The sequence below is a fragment of the Clostridium sp. HBUAS56017 genome (assembly GCF_007115085.1).
Lineage (GTDB): Bacteria > Bacillota > Clostridia > Clostridiales > Clostridiaceae > Clostridium > Clostridium cibarium.
This window is the reverse complement of record NZ_SULK01000031.1, coordinates 2,168-25,415: the sequence shown is the minus strand read 5'-3', so window position 1 is coordinate 25,415 and position 23,248 is coordinate 2,168. Positions and strand designations below refer to the sequence as shown.

Sequence of the window (23,248 nt, the reverse complement as noted above, 5' to 3'; positions counted from 1 at the left end):
CGCAATTATAGCCTTGCTCTACTGAAAATTACTGCATTTTACCCATTTATCTCCTCAAGCTACAACTTTATTGTAATTTAACGCCCTTTTACCCAATACTTTACATATTTTTATTATAATTGTATAATTGACTCAGCAGTTAAATTTTACAAAATCTTATAACAATTTTAAGGGGGAATTATAACCATGATAAAAAGTAAAAAACTAATAAAAGTATTAATTGCAGCTATTACTACTGTTGGATTAATTGCTGGAGCTTCAACTTCTGCATTTGCCTATGAATTTGATGTAATTTCTGATACCCATATGGGATCTGATGATTGTGGAGGATGGAGAGCTGATTCAAATCTAAATACTGCCTTAACCTGTATTTCAAAATACTACAATAACGACCAATGTGTCGTTGTAAATGGAGATATAGTTGATGGTGGCGAGAGTTGGAAATATAAAAAACTATATGACACTATAAATAATTTTAGTTACTACGATTCAAGTTCTAGAAAAACATATACTAAAAGGGATATTCCATTTATGTATTTTAACATTGGTAATCATGAATATGTAGTTAATGGACAAACAGGAGATCGTTCATCTTGCTTAAACAATTTCAATTCTTGGACAAACTCAATGCAGTCACTACTAAATACTAAAAATAGAGTAACTAATTATTCACGTAATAATTCATATGATTTGCAATATATCAATGGAAAAAATGATAGACTTGCATTCTTAGGTACTGATGAAATACCTTCAAACTCATGTGATGCTTATCTTGCTCCTTCACAAATAGATTGGTTAGGTCAAACTATTAGACAAAATAGAAATGAATGGTCAAATTCAAGGGGTAAAAAACCTATGTTCGTTTTCTTACATCAACCTTTAAATGATACAGTTTATGGATCAGATACTTCTAATAGTGAATTTAATGATTGGGGAAAACTTATTAATACTGATACATTAAAAGAATATGCCTTAAATGGACATCCTGAAGTTATAATGTTTACTGGACATACCCATAAACAATTCAACAATGCATATTATGGAGATAGTGATAACTTCTGCTCTCTATATAATTCTGCTAATATATTTGGTGTTCCTTCTCTTGCTAACAACGAATATGAACCTGAAGGATACCATGTATCTGTATATAGTGATGGTGTTGTTGTACAAGGTGTTCAATATTCAGTTAATGGTCCTATATTTAAAAACACACGTACAATTGACTTTTAATAAAGAAGACTATGTTTTAGTATAATGCTAAAACATAGTCTTTAGTTTTTGTTATTGATGTGCTTTTAAAGATTTAGTCAAATAAATATTTGGTGTAGGTGCACTTTTCATATCTGTTCCTATAAAGAAACTTGGATGTGGTGGCTGATTATATGCACTATTTTGAGATGCGATAGCTTCTCTATATTGGGAATCATGCATTAATGTATATATTCTATAATTTGTTACATCAGTAGTTGAGTATATACGTAATGCAGAACTATCATCAGTCTTCCAAATTATTTCTTCTCGCCAGTCACCTAATATATCTGCTTGTAATACTGGTGTAGCCTTGGTTGTATTATTTGATGAACATCCATTAGCTGTTAAAATATTTCTTGTTCTATTGTTATTGTAATCCCATTTATCTATTCTATTACTATCTACAAGTTCACGGCTTAAATCACCATCCCACCATGCTGCAAAGTTAATTGATGGGGTACTATTTGATATCTTTTGACCTTTAATACTATAAAGGCCAACCCCTCCAATAGCCCACATTTCTTCCCCTGGATATCTTGGGTCAATATCTGCAGTTAATCCACGACCACAGTCTATATCTCCTACCTTTAAACTAGTAAGTACATTTCCTGTTTTTGCATCACGTAAGGTTGCATTAGGTCCACTTTTACTTTCATGAACTTGGAATACTTCAAGTCCATCTCTTGTTGGATCTAAATCTCCTACATGAAGAGCATCTCCATGAGAGAACTTTGTTGTGTATAAGCCCTTTCCATTATCATCTATCGTAGCTGCTCCATAAACAACTTCATCCTTCCCATCTTTATCAACATCAGCTATGCTCAAACTATGGCATCCACGACCTTTATAATTTGAGTTTTGACTACCATCTGCTGTAAAGTTCCAACGTTTAGTTAACTTCCCATTTTTAAAGTCATATGCTGTAATTGCGCTTTTTTCATAATATCCTCTACCCATAATAAGACTTGGAGTTACTCCATCTAAATAGGCTACCCCTCCTAAAAATCTATCAACACGGTTTCCATAGGTATCTCCCCAATCCTTTACTAAACCACGCTCTGGTGAGAAACTAATAGTCGATAAATTCTTACCTGTCTTTCCTTCAAACATAGTTAAATATTCTGGTCCACTTAATATATATCCACTTGAATTTCTATAGTCTTTACTACTATCTCCAATGTACTTTCCTACTCCATCTTTTGTTCCATCAGCAGTTCTACATGCTACTTCTGCTTTTCCATCACCGTCAAAGTCATAAACCATAAATTGAGTATAATGAGCACCAGCTCTAATATTCTTACCTAAGTCGATTCTCCAAAGTCTAGTTCCATTTAACTTGTATGCATCTAAATATACGTTGCCAGTATATCCAGATTGAGAATTGTCTTTAGAGTTTGATGGATCCCATTTTAAAATTATTTCATATTCCCCATCACCATCTACATCTCCAACACTACCATCATTAGCGCTATAAGTGTATTTTTCACCTTTAGGTGTTATCCCATCTGCTGGTTTTTGAATTGGAACATTTAAATATGGATTTTGTGAAACTGAAACTGTTTTTGAAGCTACTTCTTCAACTCCATTTATAACAGGACGTATATAATATTTCGAACTTATATTGCCACCTTTATCAAGATAATTAGTACTTGATGTTATTGGTGATGAAGTAATCTTATTTCCATTCCTGTATACATTAAAAGATATTTTAGAACTATCAGTTCCAAACATACGCCAACCTATATAAACTCCATTACTAGTCTTTGTTGCAATCACCCCTCTATCAAGACCTTCCATTTGCCTTGCCGAAGCTGCATACACATAACTTTTTTGTGAAAAATTATCTAACATACTAGCTCCACCTAAGGTTACTGCCAAAGTAAGCCCAAGGGATACTACTTTTTTAACTTGGTTTCTTCTTAACACCTTAATTCCTCCTTTTAAATGATATGAAAGTATACAAGTTTTCTTTACCCACATATTCTCATAATTAGAAGACTAAATAAACCATTTTATCGCTAAATAGTTTATTTAATTCTTAAAAGGCAATAAGCTCTTTTTAAGAATTAAATACGCTATAACACATAGATATTTATTGGAAAAGCCCAATTAATTATGATATGTAAAAAGAGAGCCATCCCATACAAATGATTTAAAACCATTTGGAGACAACCCTTAATTTTTTAAGAAATATTATCTTTTAACATATTATCAACAAATTTCTTAGCTTCTCTAATGTAAATTTCATCTGGAATAAATTTTTGTTCCAATAATTTTTTTGTTTCTTCAGTTAAACTCATATTAGTCGCAACCTCTGTGCCAGCTATTTGTAAAGTATCTAAGTAGCTTAGTACACTGTCAAGCTTGCTATTTAATATTGCTCCTTCAGAAGCATATATTTCAGCTAGTAATTCACTATTAATATTACGTGCTACTCTTTGAATCCAGTGAGAAATAACTTGAAAATGCGCTCTTTCAGGATAACCACAATTAGACATCATTATTATTTTAGGAAATTTATGAGTTGTTAAATGTCGACATTCTCCCTGACTATCATTTCCCCAATAGGGGCTAGCCTTTACCATAAGTCTATCCATAAATACATTTAACATACTTGAAATGTTGTCAAAATATATTGGAGTTGCCAAAATAACTATATCAGCATCATCCATTAAAGAAATTATTTCTGCCATATCATCTTTAATTATGCATTTTCCTGGATTTTTGAACCAACAAACTTTACAAGCTCTGCAATGTTCAATCTCTTTTTCCTTTAGAAAGATGTTAACAGTTTTGACTCCTGCTATCTTTGCACCTTTTAAAAATGCATTAACCATTATATTAGTATTTCCATGCTCTCCTTTATGACTTCCGTTAATAGCTACAATTTTCATATTAACTACCTTCTTTCTTTTACTCAAAGGTAATTATATAAAACTTTCCAACTAACTTACAGTCTTATAATTTGGAAAATTTTGTGTTATAATATTTATAGAAAATAAAACATATCTAACTTTTATTTTAAGCTACTCATATATTCATTTACACTTTTTTCACAGGATCTCATAGCAAAAATTGTCTTTTCTAATAGCTCATCTAAACTCCATCCAAGAAGTTCTGCTCCATTTTTAATTACATCTCTTGAACATCCTGCTGCAAACTTTTTATCCTTAAACTTTTTCTTTAAACTAGATAGTTCCATATCCATAACACTTTTTGATGGGCGCATTCTTGCAGCTGCTCCTATTAAACCAGTTAATTCATCAGTAGCAAATAATACCTTTTCCATAGTATGATTAGGCTTTATATCAACACATATTCCATACCCATGGCTGCAAATAGAATGAATCATTTCTTCACTTACATTAGCTTCCTTTAAAAGCTCTTCTGCCTTAACACAATGTTCTTCAGGCCACATTTCAAAATCTATGTCATGCAAAAGTCCTACTATCCCCCAGTATTCTGTTTCATCTTCAAAATCAAGCTGCTCTGAAAACCACCTCATAACCCCTTCGACTGTAAGACCATGAAGTATATGAAATGGCTCCTTATTATACTTCATCAGTAACTCTAATGCCTCGTTTCTTGTAATTTCATTTTTCATTATGTTTCCTCCTTTATTTTATTATCCATTTCTGCCAAAATTTATTATGTTAGTTAAATTATATACAATTTAAAATCATACTTCAAATATGCTTGTATATAAATCATTTATATATATTTATTTTAATGAAATAATTACATATTATGATATAATTACTGTATACTAGAAAAAACTTAAGAGGAGTTGAATTATTTGAATCATTTTTCATTGTCTACAATAATTTTTATACCACTAATCTTCTTAGCAGTATGTTTATTATCAATTGATTTATATACTTCCTATAAGAATAGAGGTTTATCTATTAAAATAAAAAGAAATCTATTTTTAACTATTTTTTGGTTTGTTTTCTTAATAATATGGACCTTTGCTTTAGCCTATGATCTAAATGGTTATATTAATAATCAAGAAAATATTAGTATTAGCGGTATCTTATCAAGTACATTTTGGATACTCTTTTCCTTATCATATTTGATTAAGTCATGGAGAGGTAATGAAATAGGAGAAAATGGAATATATCACGCAGGCAATTTTTATAAATGGTCTAAAATTGAAAGTTATGATTGGATATTAGAAAATACTATTAGATTTAAACTACGTCCATCCTTGAAATTTCAATCTAGTGTTGAATTTGATATAAAAGAAGAAAATAGGCCTGATTTAGAAGAGATATTAAAAAGAAAGCTTTCTGAATAATATTATTAAGCTTTATTTGGGAGGGATATTATGCTATCACATAAAGGTACAATAGAAATCAATACAGATAGACTGTTACTTAGGAAATTTAAACTTCAAGATGCTGATGATATGTTTAATAACTGGGGAAATGACAAGGAAGTAACTAAATTCTTATCCTGGAAACCACACAAAACTATTGAGGTTACTAGAGAATTTATAGATACTTGCATTAACGAATATAAAAAGATCAACACATATCATTGGGCTATTGAATTAAAAGAAATAGGACAAGTTATTGGAAGTATTGGCTTAGTTGAACTAGATAATGAAAACTATTCTTGCGAAATTGGTTATTGTATATCAAGAAAATACTGGTCAAAAGGAATGATGACTGAATCACTACATGCAGTAATTGACTACTTATTTTCTGAGATAGGATTAAATAGAATAGTTGCAAAGCATGATACAAATAATATTGCCTCAGGTAAGGTAATGATTAAAAGCGGAATGAAATGTGAAGGAACTCTAAGAGAAGTTAAAGTACGTAATGATAAGGAATTTTATAATTTAGCTGTATATTCAATTTTAAAAAGTGAATGGCTAATTGAAAGAGAAGTCTTAAGATAAGTCTTCTCTTTTATTTTTATACTCTATTACATTAAATCTTCAAGCTCTTTAATAAAATCAACTTGGTTTTCGATTATTTGAGATAAAATTATATATGTTTTTGTATGGGTATCATTTTTACACTTTACAAATCTTCCTTGTATGTCTACAAACAAGGCATAGGTATCCCTTTCTAACTGAAGTGTAAATTCTAAAAAGTGTCTAACATCATCTATTGGAGGTTCCCTTAGTCTTTCATTAAACTCATTTATTAAAAAGGAAATCTTATCATAAACCACAAAATCAATGGCTTCAAAATTCTTACCTTCCATCTCTTTTTTTAGTGCTTCATAATACTCAATGCTATGGTCGATTTGCTTGATTATAACCTTTAGTACTATTTTCATAGAAGGAATATCAGATTTTTCTTTACTTGCTTTTATATATACATCCTTTTGTCTAATTCCAATTTTTATAGCCTTATTTATTAAATCTATAACATTATAATCCATAGCTTCCTCCTAAAATGCTTCCAAAAGTTAATATCAACATATTACTACTTTTTGCATTTACATAACCTGTTATTCAATTTTGTTATAGATTCTTAATTAATAATACCATCTTTTACTTTAGAAAATAATAATCAATTATCTAAGATATAATTACTACTTTTATTATCTTTTCAAATACCGCAGGATATCTTTCTAATATACTTCCTGAATAATGCACTTCAATAACTTTTGCATTTTTCAGTTCATTCCAAGATAAAGAATTATCATTGGTATCTGTGATTTCAATTTGAGAATTTGGAATATTATATTTTAAATCAATCTTATTTTCCTCTGCTGCTGTAATTCCTGTATCAGAAGCTTCAATAACATTTAATCTCATTATACTATTTTCTTTCTTTTGAGTATCCTTCCCTGTATTATCAGAACATCCTATAAGAAACACACTAAGTACAAGTAAAAGATATTTTATAGCATTTAATTTTTTCATAACAAAACCACCTTTACAATAATATATTTAATTATAACAGCAATTCCTAAAAATTCCCATAAAATTATATATCCTAAATATTTTTTACCTTTTTATTCACTTTATTTTTTTATTTTAAGTATATATACCCCTTTACTTTAATTTTTTAGAAACTTATTACCTAATAAGTAAAATCATTACATTAATTCTATTTAGTAGTATAATGTAATTATAGAAATTCATACAAACACATGTGTTTACTTAATAAAAATTATTTATATGAATTTCACTATAAAATATTTTAAAGGGGGATCTTACTATGGTAAAAAGTAAAAAATTCAAAATTCTAACTACTCTATTTTCTGCTTTACTACTCTTTTCTTTATTGCCTTATAAAGTAGGCAATGCAGTACCACTACCCACAAATGTTTCAGCAAATAGTCTTAATGACCTGGACAACATTGATGTAAAAGATCTTAATACACAATCAGAAAGGACAATTTTAAAATCTCAATATACTACAAATATTGATGGATTAAATCCAGTAACTGAAGGATCATCAAAAGAATATATTCCAAGTGGACTTCCAGTTGCAAAATCACCACAATCTGTTGTAATAGGAAGTGATGACAGAACAGAAATAACTAATACAACAGTATTTCCATACTCTGCAATATGTTATATAAGAATGGTTTTCCCAAATAATAAGGCTTATATTGGAACTGCATGGATGTATGCTAAAAATGTTGCTATAACAGCTGGACACTGTGTTTATTCTGCTGAAGATGGTGGATGGGCAAAGAGCATTTTAGTTTGTCCTGGTGCAAATGGAAGTAACTTACCTTTTGGTTCAACATATGCTACAAATATATCTGCTCCTAAAGGATGGACAGAAAAAAATTCAACTGACTATGATTGGGGACTTCTTCAATTAAAAGATAATATAGGTAACAACACTGGATATTTCGGTGCATCTTGGACATCATCATCCTTAAAAGGCAGTAATGTTGATGTAACTGGCTATCCTGGTGAAAAAAGCAGAACCTTATGGAAAATGAGTGGAACTATTACAAGTGACACATCAAACAAAGTATATTATCAAATTGATACTACTGGTGGACAAAGCGGTTGTCCTGTTTATCAGGGAGACGGTGAAAATACTCGTGCTGTTGCTATTCACACTTCTGGCTCTAGTGCAGGTGGATGGAACAGCGCAACAAGAATAACAAAACCTATATTTGATTATATAAATAGCTTTAGATAAAAAATAAGGTGCTAAATGCACCTTATTTTTATTAGTTCTCCATTAATTTATCAGTAATAATTTCATAAAATGATATAATATTATCCTCTGATCCAAGTACTATTCTTCTATATGCCTTATTAATTGGAAAAGCATCGGCTCCATTTACTGTTATGTAAAAACCTTGTTCTTTATTATACTCCCATATACAGCCTTCTCCAACTTTCCTTCTCATAGTCTCCCCTAGATAGATTCCCCATATAGTAGCTACTGATTTAATTTGATTATCCGTTGGCTTTCTAGCTTCATCAGAATTCTTTAAATCCTTTGAATAATAATCTAAAATCCCTTCTACCTCCACTATACTCTTATCTGAAAAGTCTAAGTTCTTGTTAATGCTTTGCCCATGCTCTACTGCCTTTTCATAGATTTTTTTTATGTAATCTTCCATTTCAGTTGTTAACATATCTTTTCCCCCTAAGTAAATCATAATATTTATATCTTATTATACCATGTTATTTTTATCCATAAGTAGAAAAAACTAAGATTTCAAAACAACATTCTTATACTAAAGGGAATTACAACTGCTATAGTGCAAATCTTATTTAATTTTTTATATTTGTCTTTATTCATATTCATTTACCGTTTTTCTTATAATCTTCCCCTTACCTATAAATGATATCAATAATGCTACATTAAAAATCATTTCAACTATTAAGCATATTATACTCATTTTCTGTGGATTGCTCCAAATTTCATAAGGCGCCATTACTATATTATCAGCATATGCTACCACAAACACCGTTGCACCTACAAATAACTTAATTAAGAAAAATATACTAGGTATAACATATGTTAAAATTCCATTTACTTTGATTACTCTTTTTATTATTTTTTTTTCATTATATTTATTTGATTTTATAATTTTAAATAAACCATTAACATACATAAATAAAATTGACATAAAAAATAATTCTCCTATATTTGTAATACCAAACCCTCCAATATAAGGATTTAATAATGCTGCAACGGTTCCTATTATGGAAAATATCCACCATAACTTACTAAACATTTTCATTTTAATCGCTCCCCTTATTTCTTATCTTTTAAAGTCTCTAATAATTTTACCACCATTGTCATATACAAAAAGGAAAAAATACATTGAAAATCACCTCAATGTACCTCTTTTCCTAAACTTATTAAATTGCCTTTTCCAATGAATAGTAAAACTATTCTTTCCTCTCAATAAGCTTAACATTATTTAGTTCACCGCTTATATCTTTTACACTAAATTCAGCATCTTCATTTAGCCCAACTACTGGAATATCCAAATGAACAAGTAATCCATCATCCACATCAAGCTTTCCTACAAACTCTTCAGGGAAAGTCGTATTAATAGACATAATGTCTGCCTCTAAATTATTGAATTTTAAATTTAATTCACTACTTATTCCATAGACAGTATTATCTGTTTTATTAACATATACACCAATTACAAGCATTGATCTTTTTATATGAGAATATATACCTTTTATTAGTACAAAATTTACAGTTCCTTCAGCAAACTCAAAATTTGTTAAATTAAAAAATTGCTGTATGCTGTCAACTTCTCTTTTTATATCTTCATCTACTAACTGATCTTCCTGTACTTTAGCTACCTTTATTCTAATTGCCATTTAATCACTTCCTAGTTTACCCAATTTTCTATTTCAGTTATAACAGAATTTAAACATGAATGCAATTTCCCTATTATTCCTTCAGTTTCATATACTAAGTTTTCATAGTATGCTCTTTTAGTATTTATCTCATCTAAGTTATTATCAATTATAGTAATCATCTTTCCATAACCATTTTCAACTAGTTCATTTTTTGCAGTATTTTTATATCTGGTCTTATATACATTTCCCTCCCAAAATTCATAAGATTGTCCTACAAAACTATCTAAAGACTTTTCTAAAGACTTCATCTCACTCTTCTTTTCTTTCATTCTCTCGTATAAACTTGCAAGAGCCTTTGCTTTTGCTCTATAATCTTCTAATTTAGAACTTTCTTCACTAATATCTTTTCTATATGAATCTCTTCTTCTTTTTAAACCTGATAATGACATAAAACAGTTTCACCTCTCTGTCCTTTCCAAATTCTTATATTAAATTTTATGAACTTTACTTTGACATACTTTTCCTCTACATATAAATGATATCAATATTACTACAGGAAATACCAAAGTCACTCTATTAATTTATTTTTCCCAAGGCAAATCAAATGTTACTACTGGTATTGTAGCATCAACTTCCGCTCCTAGTCCAAGACATCCTCCAAGCTTAACATGTACTGCATTTACATTTACTCCTTTATAATCTAATACTTGTGTATTAGATACATCAGCATCTGCAGAGGCACTTAAACCTATTTTACCTTTAACACCTAAGGATAATAAAGACGTAGAAGTACTAACCTTTACTTTTCCTCCAGCATATTCATTTTTCTCTGTATTTCCTGGAACAGTTAAAATTGAAGTTCCTACAGTACCAGAAGCTTCTGCCCCTGTAGCTTTACCGCCAATTCCAAAATCAAAGTCTCCATTACTTTTAACATAATCATTAACATAACCACCTGCTGATAGAGCCGTTGCATTGGCTTTTACATATCCATTAAAAGTATCTGTTCCTAAAACAGTTGAATAATTTGCATCTACTACAGATACTGACCCTTTTGCTTGAAATCCTGAATAATCATCTGTAAATCCTATTTTACCTGTTGCTGCAGCAGATCCTAAAGATAAGCTTGCTTTTTGCTTTAAATAGTCTGTCAATTGTGCATTTTCATATACATTAAATAGTGAACCACTTGCGTCTACAGAGCCTACTCCCTTATTGTAATTTGCATTATATTGTCCACCAAAAGCTGTATATCCTCCATAGATGTAAGTATCTGATGCTATTCCTCTAGCCCATTGATTTTCAGAAAGATATTTTGCATCTGCACTATAATAAAATGGATCTTCTTTTAGCTTTATATTTAAGTTATCAGCCTTTTCTTCCTTGTACCATGTTTGAACACTTATTTCCTTTACCTTGTCTGCATTAATTTTATTATCATAATGATAATTATTAGCTACAGCTTTTAATTGATACATTAACTCATTAATTCTATCCAATAAATTATTAGCTTCTGTTAAACAATTTGAATCAACTTCTGTAAGCTCATCATTAATTTTGCATAATTCACTATCCAAACCACTGTATGTCTCTACTACATCTGAAGTATTTAAACTCTCAACAGAAATATAATTAGAAGCTTCATCATTTAATGCTTCAACTTCAGCAGCTAATGACTGGAATTCTTCATTTTTACCGTTCAAACCTTCCTTAACATTATCTAAAGTCTCTGCGTCTATACTACCTGTTTCTGAGGATTCTAATGCAATATAACTATTATGCATTTTTTCAAAGGTTGTGGAAACCTCTGCTGCTATATTCATAAAAGCATTAATATAATTCACAGTAACCTTTATTAAATATTCTTTATAGGCAGTAGCACCGTCTCCTCTAAAATTGTTAGTTTGAGTAAGTTCATATATATTCTTGTAATGTTCATAAAAAGTATCTTCTACGATCTTTTTATATTGATTAACTTGATTCAACATTTCAGTAACATTACTATTTACTAATCTTGCCATTCTAATTCCACCTTTAAACCTTAAAATACTATTGACTTATTAACTTATTAACTGCATCTGTTGTTCTGTTAAAAATAGTTTTGGATGCTATATCATCATCAAGTTTCATCCAGTTAGCCTTAACTATCTCTAAAGTATGTAAATCAATTTCTGTAATATCTCCAAATTGTGCCAAAGCTGAATTTAGAGCCTCTAAACATTCTAAAAACTTATCTATGCTTTGAAGCTGTATATTTTTTTTGTCAGCACTATATTTTAAAGCCTTAACTTTTCCATTTGTTCCTCTACTGCTAGTTATCTCTTTTTGTAAATCTTCTGGTCTAATAAGAATTTGTGCCATATTTTATGCCTCCTTTTTTTTATATAATAAATGACTTTCTGTTATTTTCAAATTTCCCTTAATGTATATTTTTTTAAGCAATTCATAATCACATATGTTTAAAGCCTCAAAGTAATCATCGAAATCAATTCCTTTTGAAAATAAATCAATACAATATTTATTAAATATGTAAGGCTTTTTCTCTAAGGTATATGCCAGCTTGTACAATATTGCATCTTTAGCTTTTGATACATTTTCTTCATTAAGGTATTTAAGAATCTTTGTACTATATTCACCTAGCTTTGTATTGAAGTAAATTAAGCTATTATCAAACTCATCTAATAACAACAATCCTTTTTCTTTAAACATAATTTCATTTATTACAGATAATAAAAGCTGTTTTTCTAAATAGGTTATATCTTCATTAAAGAAATTAAAATTTATTCCTCCCATTGTTGTATTCTTTCTAGCTGTATCAATTAAATGCACATCACTTTGCAAATACTTATTTACAGCTTTTGCTATAGGCATAACATAAGTTTCCTTTGTCTTAATACTTTCTATATATTTAAACATTTTACTTTTATTCAAATCACTTAAGTCACCATTGATAAAAAGAATGCTATTTGGGAGAACTACAATTTCTTCCGTAAATTCTTTAAAATCTTGAAAACTTATACTTAAATAATCCTTTGTCAGCTTTTCTAAATTAAAGCTTTTATTTACATTAGAAAACTCCATCATATGGTAGTAAGCTCTACATTCAACGATTTTATAATTATAAGAAAAACTATTTTTTGCAGCTTCTTTAGCTCTACAAAATATTTCTTCATCTATTTTCTCTTCATATAAAGTTTTTAAAAGCACTGTAACAACATCATCTAACCTTTCTTTTTTAGTCTTTGTAGAAATATATATTATGTCAGTTTTTACATCACCTTTAATTCTAATGTCATATTTTTCTCTCATTATTATATCCATATAGTTAATAAGTACATCTCCGCTAGCTTGATTAACTTCTTTAATCTCATTCTTAGGCAGCAGTAGCATCTTATCTATACAAAATCCAGATTTTATCCCAATAGTTAAGTAAATTTCATCTTCCCTATATTCTTGTTCATTAAATTGAACCGTTAATTTATTTATTATATTGGCTCTCATATTTTCACCCCTTCATAAAAACGAACCATTTTTCTCAATTGATCTTATAATTTTATTATATAGCATATAAATGCAGCTTTCCTTCAAATATCCAACTTTGTGACTAAAGTCCTTTAATGTTAAGACTAAAGTCCTAAATTTATTAGGACTTTAGAAATATATAAAAACTGTATTACAAAAAACACTAGGAAAACACAGGGCTGAGCTCTACAAAACCTCCTAATAACTGTTTTTTTGTAACATATTAAGGCTTATTGTCTAATATATAAATTGATGTTATAATACCCAACGGAAGGGGTGTAGTGATAATTGTCTAACTTTACAAATTACAACAATAACAATAATAATAATTTTTATGGAAATCAAAATTATGGTTTTCAACCTTACGAAACTAAGAATAAGAAAGGTGTTTTATTCATACTTTCTATAGTTTTTTTTGCACTTGGTTTTTTGATTTCATGTCTTAATACCTTTGTTAATCACCTAAGGAATACTCGTCTTAATTTACCTAATACTATGAGTTTTTCTTTAGGTCTTATTTTCGGAAGTATAGTAATTATAGCAATCTTATTTTTATTAGGAACTAAAGTTTTTAAGAAGAATGGAGTTCTTTTTGCATTTTCTATAATTTTTTTCCTAGGTTCTTTAGGTTCAACAGTAACTACCGTTAAAGCCATTGGGGATGAAGCGCGAGCAAATAGAGCTGGTGAAGAAAAATTAATCAGCGTTTGTAATAGTATAGCAAACGAACAAGACATAAGTGGAGAAAACTATGAAAAATCACAATATGGAGAATTAACTCCAATCTTAAATATCATTAGAGATTATGGTACAAAATGCACAGCTTTTAAAAATGATATAAACAATAATATTTCCTCTATTGGACTTGAGACCATGCTAAACCCTAATTCACTAGGAGATGTGGAAAAAATCAAAAGTTCAAAGAAAAAATTAGAGGATACTGTTAAAATTTATGATGACTATGAAACAAAATATAATGATCTAGTTACAAATCTTGATACAAGCGTTTCAAATACGGAATTGCCAAAAGAATTTAAGACAAGTTTTCTAGATGGTTTTAGAAAAGCACAACTTGAAAATAGTAAAGATATGAAGGAATTTTTCAAAGTTGAAAAAGATGTATTTTCTAAAATAAATAGTTTAATGGATTTTTTACTTGCCTCTCAAGGTAAATACGTTGTTAAAAATAATGAAATATTATTTTATGCTGATGCTGATCTAAATAAATATAATGGATTTATTAAAGATATCAATAATCTTGCCCAAAAAGAAGCTGAAATACAAAATAGAATCGCTAAAAGCAAAAGCCAAAAACTTGATGACTTAAATAATCTTAAGTAATCTTCACCAAAAAAAGATATAACAATAACCCCTCGGGAAAATTCAAGTTAGATTTTCCCGGGGTTATTTATTTTGCAAAACAATATTTATTGTCTAATGTGTAAATTGATGTTATAATACCCAACGGAAGGGGTGTAGTAATAATTGTCTAACTTTACAGATTACAACGATGATAACAATTTTTATGAAAATCAAGATTATGATTTCGAACCTTACGAAACTAAGAAGAAGAAAAAGAAAGGTGTTCTATTTATACTTTCTATAGTTTTTTTTGCACTTGGTTTTCTGATTTCATGTCTTAATATCTTTATTAATCACCTAAGAAATACTCGTCTTGAATTACCCAATACTATGAGTTTTTCTTTAGGTCTTATTTTCGGAAGTATACTAATTATAGTAATCTTATTTTTATTAGGAACTAAAGTTTTTAAGAAAAATGGAGTTCTTTTTGCATTTTCTATAATTTTCTTTCTAGGTTCTTCAGGTATAATAGTAAGCACATTTAAAACTATTGGAGATGAATATCTGGTAAATAAAGCTGGTGAGGAAAAATTAATCAGTCTTTGCAATAGTATAGAAAATGAGCAAGACATCAGTGGAGAAAGCTATGAAAAATCACAATATGGAGAATTTGCTCCAGTTTTAAATATTGTTAGCGAATATGGGCCAAAATCTATAGCTCTTAAAAAGGATATAAATAATATTTCCTCTATAGGACTTGAAACCATGCTAAGTGCTAATTCTCTAGGAGACAGTGATCAAATTAAAACTTCAAAGGAAAAGTTAGAAGATACTGTTAAAATTATTGATAAAACTGAAGCAGAATGTAATGATCTAATTACAATTCTTGACAAAATGGTTTCAAATGTGAAATCACCAAAGGAATATAAAAAGAGTTTTCTAGATGCTTTTAGAAAAGAACAACTTAAAGATAGTAAAAATATTGCTGAATTATTTAAAGTTACAAAAGAGATATATTCTAAAACAAATAGCTTTTTAGATTTTTTACTTTCTTCTCAAGGTAAATATGTGGTAGAAAATAATAAATTATCATTTTATAATGATTCTGATATAAATAAAGCTAATGGATTTGTTGAAGATATCACTAATCTTATTGAAAAGGGAAATGAAATACAAAATAAATTAAAGTAAGTTAAATATAAGTTCAGATAAAACCACCCGTAAAAGGGTGGTTTTATCTGAACTTTTAAGGCTTTGTTATCTTTTCTGAAAAAAACAGCATTATCAACTTGGATATCTCTATCAAATAATGCAACTTACCTATCAAATAAGAAACTCTTAACTACTGCAAAGGCCTCCCTTGAATAAAATACAGGGATTAAATAAGAAACTGTATTACTAGTATATAAATTTATATTTTTATATCCACTTTTTTTAGCTAATAAATTACTTCTTAAGGCGTGAAAATCCGTAGTTACCACCTTTACACTGCTATCTTCTATAGCTTTTCTAGAATGCTCTTCTATCTTATCTTTAGAAAACTTAAAATTTTCATTAGTATTTCTAGACTTATCTTCTTTAATTATTTTTTCTTCTGACAAGCCCTCACTTACCAAGTATCTTTTCATCGCCTCTGCTTCTGATATATCTTCATCATTTCCCTGTCCCCCTGAGACAACTATAAAACCACTATTTCCATAATCATTTACACACTTTATAGCTGAATCCAATCTATCTTTTAAAGTTAAGCTTAATTGATCACCATTATTAAGACCTGCCCCAAGTACTAGAATATAATCTGTATCTCTATGATCTTTTTTTGGATAAAACACTATAGCAGCTTCTAAAACTATAAAAAATATGAGTCCAATTGATATCAAGACTTTTATTATATTCATACCTTTAATAAAATACTGATTTTCATTAAACCTATTTTTTATAAAGTGATAGAGAATAAAAATTACCCCTACTGCTGCTATTGTTCCACTAAAGGCAACTCTCTTGCTGCTAATTAAGTTTACAATAAAAAAGTATGCTATTAGAACTCCTCCAACTATAATATCTATAAATTTTATCAAAATATCTATCCTCCTTAATAATTATCTTTATCTATCTTAACACTAATGTAAAGCTCATGCCTTCCTTTTCACACTCTGCAAAAACTTCCCTATCCATCTTTTCTATTATACATTTATTTGCCATGAATCTGTTATAAAAATTGAAAACTCTTACCCATTTTACTAGGTAAGAGTTTTTTATAATATATATTTCCAATCTCAGCAATGATTAAAAATCTACATTTCTTATGAAATTATCCATCCTATTTATATTTCATATATTTTGAGCTTATCTTCTATATATTCTACTATTTGTTTTACATTTGGATTTTTTAACATACTATAATGGTTTCCCAAGATAACTTGTTGTTCAACTTTCTCTGAAAAATGTAGCTTGCAATTTATATATCCATTTTCAATTCCATCTTTTGCTCTTAAATAACTTGCCTTCATTTTAAGCTTATTAACCTCGCCACTTGCAAGCCACTTAATATATGCCTTTGAAATTGTTCTTATTGTATTAATACTTCTAACTAACTCCTCTAAAGCCATTGTTTCAATATTTGGTATCATAACTTTTATATCTTCTGGTATTCTATCTTTTAATAACTCAAACTTATTCATTTTATCTTTTTTAGAATTTGTCTCATCTGAATTAGAAATTTCTGATATACACACCTCTTCTATGCTTTCCAAAACTTCATTTCTTTCAAAAGATTCAAATTTGTTACCTGGAAAAACTGTATCTACAAATATAAGTTCTCCCAATTCCTCATTTTTATCTAGAAGCTTTCTTGCCATTTCAAATATAATTGCACCACCTGCTGAATGACCTATTAAATGATATGGACCTTTCTTTTGCACTTTACTTATTCTTTCTAAATATTCATCTGCAATTTCCTCAATTGTCCTGTCTTTAACTTCATATTCCTTTAATAAATTTGAATCAATTCCCCAGCATGTATATTTATCATCTAACAAATTACTTAGATCTATAAACAAACTTGAATCACCATCTGCACCTGGCACTAAAAATAAATTCATTGAATCATTATGCCCCATTTTTAATAATGTTAAATTATCATTTTGTACTTTATCATATCTTCTTTCTGATAACTTTTGTATATACTTTCCTTGCCTTTCTATTGTTACAAACTTAAATAATTCACTAAGGGATATTGGAACCTCAAATTCCTTCTGTATCCTTGTCATAAGCATTGTTACTTTTAAAGAATGCCCTCCAAGCTCAAAGAAATTATCCTTTACTCCAACCTTTTCAATGCCTAATATCTCTCTCCACATTTCAGCAAGCTTTGACTCTACTTCATTTCTTGGGGCAACCCACTCTGCTTCTGCTCTCATTTCTGGCTTAGGAAGTGCTTTTCTATCAACTTTATCATTTTTTGTAAGGGGCATACTTTCAAGTTTCATTATATAAGTTGGTATCATATATGCTGGTAGCCTATCTAACATATATGCTTTCAATTCTGCTACTTCAACACCTTCACCAGTATAGTATAAACAAAGCTCTTTTCCTGATTCTTGTCTTAATAATAGAACTACTTCCCTTATTTTTGGATAAGATAATACTATATTTTCGATTTCGCCCATTTCTATTCTGAAGCCTCTTATCTTTACTTGCTCATCTTTTCTTCCTAGGAATTCTATATTTCCATCTGGAAGCCATCTTGCAAAATCACCTGTTTTATATATTCTATCTCCTTTTATATATGGGTTTTCTATAAACTTTTCCTTAGTTAAGTCATCCCTATTTATATATCCTCTAGCTAAACCATCTCCACCTACACATAATTCTCCTATTGCACCAATTGGTAGAAGTGAATTATTTGCACCTAGTATATATGCTGTTGAGTTTTCTATTGGCTTACCTATTGGAACTACATCATTTTCATCCCATTTACTTTCTACTGTATATGCTGTTGATATTACAGTATTTTCTGTTGGTCCATAGGTATTAATAACTTTTAACTCTTCACATACCTGTAATACTGTTTTTAACGCTTTTGGAGATATAACATCCCCTCCAACGTGTATATATTTCAACTTTTTAAATACATCAATATTCTCTATTCCATATTGATTAAATAAAGCTGCTGGAAGTTGCATTATTGTTACATTATTCTTTAATATTACAGATTCTAATAACTTAGGATTAATTACAATGTCTTTATTTATCATATGTAGTTCTATACCATTTAAAAATGTTCCCCATATATCTACAGTTGATGGATCAAAGGCCATTGACATTGTTTTTAATATTACATCATCTTTTGAAACTTTAAGTATGTTAGTATCATTAACAAGCCTTATTATATTTCTTTGCTCTATAGCTACTCCCTTAGGCTTTCCTGTGCTTCCTGATGTATATATTATATAAATTAAATCATCTATTTTATTTATTATCTCTAGATTTTCTGCACTTTCCTTTTCTACTTCTATTCCATCTATTGATATGGTTTTAACGCCTTCTATATTGTATCTACTTATTAATTCTTTCTTTCCTATTACTATTTTACTTTCACTGTCTTCAATCATATAACAGATTCTTTCTTCTGGATATTCTTCATCTATTGGCATATATACCCCACCAGCTTTTACAATACCTAATACCCCTATAACTGTTTCTATAGTTCTATCACTTATAATTCCTACAACTGTATTTCTTCCTACTCCATTACTTCTTAACAGATTTGCTATCTTATTTGCTTTCTCATTTAATTCCTTATAGGTAATTGATGTCTTATTTGAAGATAAAGCAATGCTATCTTTATATTTTTCTACTATTTCTTCAAATAGTTCAATTACAGTCATATATTTAGGATATTCTTTTTTAGTATTGTTGAATTTATATAATAACTTATTTTTTTCCTCTTCTGATATTATTTCTATATTACTTATCTTTTTCTCTGTATCTAATACTATATCCTTAATAGCATTTATAAAATGATCAATAAACCTTTCCATAGTTTCTTTTTTAAATAATTTTACATCATATTCTAAATAAAATAGTATTTGATCATAATCTTCTTCCGCTATCAATGCCATATCAATTTTTGAAATCTTATTTTGAAAATTATAGTTCTCTACCTCTATACCATTTATATTTAGGTCTCCTACTTCTAAGTTTTGTGTTATAAACATTACATCAAATAAAGAATTTCTACTTGTATCTCTTTGTACTTTAAGATTTTCTATTAATTCCTCAAATTGATAATCTTGATTTTCATAAGCATTAAATGCATTTTCTCTTACTTCTTTCAAGAATTCCTTGAAAGTTTTTTCTCCAGTTGGTTTATTTCTCATGGCTAATGTATTTACAAACATTCCAACTACTTTTTCTAAGTCTCCATGTGTTCTTCCTGCAACAGGAGATCCTATAATGATATCTTCTTGTCCTGTATACTTGTGCAATAATATATTTAATGTAGATAATAACACCATATATAATGTAGCGTTATTTTCTTCTGCTATTTTATTTAATTTTTCTTTTATGCTTTTATCTAAACTAAAACTTAATGTCTCACCTTCAAAGCTTTGCACTACTGGTCTAACATAATCTGTTGGGAAATTTAATACGGGAATTTCTCCAGAAAATCTTTCTAACCAATATTTTTTTTGCCTTTTATTTATCTCTTCTTTATTTTTATTTTGCCATACTGCATAGTCTACATATTGTATTGGTAATTCCTCTAACTTCTCTCCTTGATAGATTCTGCCTATCTCATCTATAATTATTCCCATTGAAACTCCATCACAAATTATATGATGCATATCTACCATAAGAATATGTTTAGTATCTTCAACCTTTATAAGTCCCACCCTAATTAATGGAGCTTCACTTAAATTAAATAGCCTTACAAAACTACTGATAATAGCTTCTACTTCACTTTCGTCCTTAACCTCATAATTTTCAATATTAAATTCAACATTTTCCCATATCTTTTGAACTACTTCTCCATCTAGAATTTCAAAGCTTGTTCTTAATGACTTATGCCTAATTATTAACTTCTTAAATGTTTCATTAAGTCTTTCTTTATCTAACTTTCCTACTAACAACATTGCATCTGGAACATTATAATTAGTTTTATCTTTATTAGATTCTTGAATTACATACATTCTCTTTTGCGCTGAAGATGATGGATAATACTCTCTTTCTTCTACTTTTTCTATTTCTCTATATCTTGTTATTGATGCTGCCTGTATATATTCTGCTTGCTTTTCTATTGTTGCAATTTTGAATAGTTCGCTTAGCGATACCTTAACTTCAAACTCCCTATGTATGCTTGTCATAAGGGTTGTTAATTTCAAAGAATGACCTCCAATTTCAAAAAAGTTATCTTTTACACTTATATTTTTGATACCTAATATTTCATTCCATATAACGCTAAGCTTTTCTTCTATTTCGTTTCTTGGTTCTATATATTCTACACCTATTGTCATGTTTTCATTAAATAATAATAAAGTTTTTCTATCTACTTTTCCGTTATGGGTTAATGGAATTTTCTCTAACTTTATAAAGTAAGTTGGTATCATATAATCTGGTAAATCATTAGATAAATGAGCTCTTAACTCCATTACTGTAATTTCTTTATCAGCTACTATATATGCACATAAATATTTATTATCCTCACTATCATTTCTTACTATAACTACTGCTTCTTTAACTGATTCATATTCCATTATCCTGTTTTCTATTTCTCCAAGCTCAATTCTAAATCCTCTAATCTTAACTTGGCTATCTGATCTTCCTAAATACTCTATATTTCCATCAGCTAACCAACGAGCTATATCCCCTGTCTTATACATTTTCTTTCCAGGCTCAAATGGATTTTCAATAAATCTTTCTGACGTTAATTCTGCATTATTTAAATATCCTCTTGCTAATCCTTCTCCACTTATATAAAGTTCACCTGATACCCCTATTTGATTCATCTCTAAATTCTTATCTAATATATAGAGTTTTATATTATCAATAGGTTTTCCTATAGGAACTATCTTTAAATCTGGCTCTTTTAAACAATCAAAATAAGTTACATCGACAGCAGCTTCTGTTGGTCCATATAGGTTAAATAATTCTGTTCCATTTACTTCTTTTAATAAACGCTTAAATCTCTCTACTTGTTTTATACCTAAAGCTTCACCACTTGAAAATACATTTCTTAAACTTGATACTCTCTCTACACCACCTACTGTATCAATATACTCTAAAAATACATTAAGCATTGATGGTACAAAATGCATTGTTGTTATATTATTTTTCTCTATTGTATCTATTATAGTTTGAGGATCTTTTTCACCTTCTGGTTTAATAAAGCATAATTTTGATCCACTTAAACTCCATAAAAATAGTTCCCATACTGATACATCAAAGGTAAAAGTAGTTTTTTGCAATATAACATCTTCACTAGTCAATGGATATTTTTTCTGCATCCAATTTAATCTATTGACTATTGCATGGTGCTCAATCATTACTCCCTTAGGTCTTCCTGTTGAACCTGATGTATATATAACATACGCTAGATTTGATGGCTTGGACATAGTTCCTAGATTGCTTGTGTCACTGCTATACATGCTAGCATCTTCTAAGTCTATTATTTCACCTGTAAAATCAATTCCATTACAAAAGTTTTTGTGAGTCAATATAATGCTTGTTTTACTATTATCTAATACATATTCAACTCTTTCTTTAGGGTAATTAGGATCTATTGGTAGATACGCCCCACCAGCCTTTAATATACCCATTATTCCAACTATCATTTCTAATGATTTTTCAACCATTATTCCTACAATACTATCCGCTTTTACTCCCTTTTCTCTAAGAACTCTTGCTAATGAGTTTGCTCTTTCATTAAGCTCTCTATATGTTAATTTATCGCCTTCAAACACTACTGCTATCCTATCTGGCACTTTTTCAACACATTCTTCAAATATTTTTTGTAAAGTTTTATCCCTTGGATAATCAGCATCAGTATCATTAAATTCATATAATAACTTATTTCTTTCTTCATCTGAAATTAATTTTATATCACTTATCTTTTTATCTGTATCTACTACTATATCCTTAACAGCATTTACAAAATGTTCAACAAACCTCTCCATAGTTTCTTCTTTAAATAATTTTGTTGCATAATCAATGCTAAATAATATCTCATCATCACATTCCATAGCTGTCATTGTCATATCAAATTGAGATATTCCATGATTAAATTTATATTGTTCTAACTGGATTCCATCTATGTTTAGATCTCCTACCTCTAAGTTTTGTGTAATAAACATTACATCAAATAAAGAGTTCCTGCTCGTATCCTTTTTCAATTTAAGATTTTCTATC

20 protein-coding genes are annotated in these 23,248 nt (G+C 29.0%); 6 read left to right on the top strand and 14 right to left on the bottom strand.

Annotated elements, in window-relative coordinates; translation table 11 throughout:
• Positions 1 to 186: 186 nt before the first annotated feature.
• The gene (locus tag FAY47_RS18395) at positions 187 to 1,230 is read left to right on the top strand and encodes a metallophosphoesterase (protein WP_143318389.1); all 1,044 of its coding nucleotides are present in this window, start codon (positions 187 to 189) and stop codon (positions 1,228 to 1,230) included.
• Between the two features lie 51 nt (positions 1,231 to 1,281).
• On the opposite strand, the gene FAY47_RS18390 is transcribed toward FAY47_RS18395, so the two are convergent.
• The 3 genes from FAY47_RS18390 to FAY47_RS18380 all read right to left on the bottom strand — a co-directional run bounded on the left by FAY47_RS18390 (position 1,282) and on the right by FAY47_RS18380 (position 4,855).
• A complete protein-coding gene (locus tag FAY47_RS18390; RefSeq protein ID WP_185966902.1) occupies positions 1,282 to 3,102 on the bottom strand; it encodes a rhamnogalacturonan lyase in 1,821 nt (606 codons plus the stop codon).
• A 332-nt stretch (positions 3,103 to 3,434) separates the two neighbouring features.
• Complete coding sequence (locus FAY47_RS18385; protein WP_143318388.1) at positions 3,435 to 4,145, bottom strand: flavodoxin family protein; 711 nt, start codon at positions 4,143 to 4,145, stop codon at positions 3,435 to 3,437.
• A gap of 122 nt (positions 4,146 to 4,267) precedes the next feature.
• Complete coding sequence (locus tag FAY47_RS18380) at positions 4,268 to 4,855, bottom strand: hydrolase (protein WP_143318387.1); 588 nt, start codon at positions 4,853 to 4,855, stop codon at positions 4,268 to 4,270.
• Between the two features lie 192 nt (positions 4,856 to 5,047).
• Here FAY47_RS18380 and FAY47_RS18375 point away from each other — a divergent pair, with 192 nt between their 5' ends.
• Together FAY47_RS18375 and FAY47_RS18370 are read left to right on the top strand one after the other, a co-directional pair.
• On the top strand, positions 5,048 to 5,548 hold the full coding sequence (locus FAY47_RS18375; RefSeq protein ID WP_143318386.1) for a DUF5673 domain-containing protein: 501 nt from the start codon (positions 5,048 to 5,050) through the stop codon (positions 5,546 to 5,548).
• A gap of 30 nt (positions 5,549 to 5,578) precedes the next feature.
• Entirely contained in the window at positions 5,579 to 6,157 is a 579-nt protein-coding gene (locus FAY47_RS18370) for a GNAT family N-acetyltransferase (RefSeq protein WP_143318385.1), read from the top strand.
• Between the two features lie 26 nt (positions 6,158 to 6,183).
• Here FAY47_RS18370 and FAY47_RS18365 read toward each other — a convergent pair whose 3' ends face one another.
• Both FAY47_RS18365 and FAY47_RS18360 read right to left on the bottom strand, forming a co-directional pair.
• Positions 6,184 to 6,648 carry a hypothetical protein gene (locus tag FAY47_RS18365; RefSeq protein WP_143318384.1) on the bottom strand — a complete coding sequence of 155 codons (465 nt, stop codon included), beginning with the start codon at positions 6,646 to 6,648 and terminating at the stop codon, positions 6,184 to 6,186.
• Between the two features lie 139 nt (positions 6,649 to 6,787).
• Complete coding sequence (locus FAY47_RS18360; RefSeq protein WP_143318383.1) at positions 6,788 to 7,135, bottom strand: hypothetical protein; 348 nt, start codon at positions 7,133 to 7,135, stop codon at positions 6,788 to 6,790.
• A 298-nt stretch (positions 7,136 to 7,433) separates the two neighbouring features.
• Here FAY47_RS18360 and FAY47_RS18355 point away from each other — a divergent pair, with 298 nt between their 5' ends.
• Positions 7,434 to 8,378 (top strand): serine protease, encoded by a 945-nt coding sequence (locus FAY47_RS18355; protein WP_143318382.1) that lies wholly within the window; start codon positions 7,434 to 7,436, stop codon positions 8,376 to 8,378.
• Positions 8,379 to 8,409: 31 nt separating this feature from the next.
• Here FAY47_RS18355 and FAY47_RS18350 read toward each other — a convergent pair whose 3' ends face one another.
• From FAY47_RS18350 to FAY47_RS18320, 7 genes are all read right to left on the bottom strand, one after another.
• Positions 8,410 to 8,823, bottom strand: coding sequence for a hypothetical protein (locus FAY47_RS18350; RefSeq protein WP_143318381.1), 414 nt, complete (start codon positions 8,821 to 8,823; stop codon positions 8,410 to 8,412).
• A gap of 159 nt (positions 8,824 to 8,982) precedes the next feature.
• The gene (locus FAY47_RS18345; protein WP_143318380.1) at positions 8,983 to 9,435 is read right to left on the bottom strand and encodes a hypothetical protein; all 453 of its coding nucleotides are present in this window, start codon (positions 9,433 to 9,435) and stop codon (positions 8,983 to 8,985) included.
• Positions 9,436 to 9,586: 151 nt separating this feature from the next.
• On the bottom strand, positions 9,587 to 10,033 hold the full coding sequence (locus FAY47_RS18340; protein ID WP_143318379.1) for a hypothetical protein: 447 nt from the start codon (positions 10,031 to 10,033) through the stop codon (positions 9,587 to 9,589).
• An 11-nt stretch (positions 10,034 to 10,044) separates the two neighbouring features.
• The gene (locus FAY47_RS18335) at positions 10,045 to 10,464 is read right to left on the bottom strand and encodes a DUF5082 domain-containing protein (protein WP_143318378.1); all 420 of its coding nucleotides are present in this window, start codon (positions 10,462 to 10,464) and stop codon (positions 10,045 to 10,047) included.
• 132 nt (positions 10,465 to 10,596) lie between these two features.
• Positions 10,597 to 12,036: a T7SS effector LXG polymorphic toxin gene (locus tag FAY47_RS18330; protein ID WP_143318377.1), complete on the bottom strand. Its 1,440-nt coding sequence runs from the start codon at positions 12,034 to 12,036 to the stop codon at positions 10,597 to 10,599.
• Between the two features lie 28 nt (positions 12,037 to 12,064).
• Positions 12,065 to 12,376, bottom strand: a complete 312-nt coding sequence (locus FAY47_RS18325; RefSeq protein ID WP_143318376.1) for a hypothetical protein — start codon at positions 12,374 to 12,376, stop codon at positions 12,065 to 12,067.
• Positions 12,377 to 12,379: 3 nt separating this feature from the next.
• Positions 12,380 to 13,516 carry a hypothetical protein gene (locus FAY47_RS18320; RefSeq protein ID WP_143318375.1) on the bottom strand — a complete coding sequence of 379 codons (1,137 nt, stop codon included), beginning with the start codon at positions 13,514 to 13,516 and terminating at the stop codon, positions 12,380 to 12,382.
• 309 nt (positions 13,517 to 13,825) lie between these two features.
• Between FAY47_RS18320 and FAY47_RS18315 the strand changes: the two genes are divergently transcribed.
• Positions 13,826 to 14,878: a DUF3053 family protein gene (locus tag FAY47_RS18315; protein WP_143318374.1), complete on the top strand. Its 1,053-nt coding sequence runs from the start codon at positions 13,826 to 13,828 to the stop codon at positions 14,876 to 14,878.
• A 144-nt stretch (positions 14,879 to 15,022) separates the two neighbouring features.
• Positions 15,023 to 16,030: a DUF3053 family protein gene (locus FAY47_RS18310; RefSeq protein ID WP_143318373.1), complete on the top strand. Its 1,008-nt coding sequence runs from the start codon at positions 15,023 to 15,025 to the stop codon at positions 16,028 to 16,030.
• A gap of 125 nt (positions 16,031 to 16,155) precedes the next feature.
• Here FAY47_RS18310 and FAY47_RS18305 read toward each other — a convergent pair whose 3' ends face one another.
• Entirely contained in the window at positions 16,156 to 16,917 is a 762-nt protein-coding gene (locus FAY47_RS18305; protein WP_143318372.1) for a YdcF family protein, read from the bottom strand.
• A gap of 246 nt (positions 16,918 to 17,163) precedes the next feature.
• Complete coding sequence (locus FAY47_RS18300) at positions 17,164 to 23,232, bottom strand: non-ribosomal peptide synthetase (RefSeq protein WP_207706265.1); 6,069 nt, start codon at positions 23,230 to 23,232, stop codon at positions 17,164 to 17,166.
• Between the last annotated feature and the right edge of the window lie 16 nt (positions 23,233 to 23,248).